Origin of the sequence: Oceanospirillum sediminis, from assembly GCF_014164585.1 — a bacterium.
GTDB lineage: Bacteria > Pseudomonadota > Gammaproteobacteria > Pseudomonadales > Halomonadaceae > Oceanospirillum > Oceanospirillum sediminis.
In genome coordinates this window covers 1-329 of the sequence record NZ_JACJFM010000289.1, presented here as the reverse complement: position 1 = coordinate 329, position 329 = coordinate 1, and the positions used below count along the sequence as shown (strand labels likewise).

Annotated in this window: 1 protein-coding gene; it reads left to right on the top strand. The window is 48.3% G+C overall.

Annotated elements, in window-relative coordinates; genetic code table 11:
* Positions 1–329, top strand: a 329-nt coding sequence (locus H4O21_RS24945; RefSeq protein ID WP_182812684.1) for a TRAP transporter large permease subunit, incomplete at both ends; no start/stop codon positions are given.

Genomic DNA, 329 nt, shown 5'->3' with positions numbered 1-329 from the left:
AGGCTGGGATTTTGAACAGATTGGTCAGGCATTTAAACATGGTTTCTGGTCCATTCTGGCGCCACTGGTCATTCTTGGAGGAATCTATTCTGGTTTCTTTACGCCAACAGAGTCAGCGATTGTCGCAATCTTCTATACCCTGTTTGTCGGTGTTTTTATCCACAAAGAGCTGAGCTGGGATGATATTTTCCGCTCGCTGGAAACAACCACCTGGTTATCAGGCCGGGTATTGCTGATCCTGTATACAGCCACGGTGTTCGGTCGTTTGCTGGTGGAGAATCAGATTCCGGCGATTGTGGCAGAGTCTATGCTCAGTCTGACCGATAACC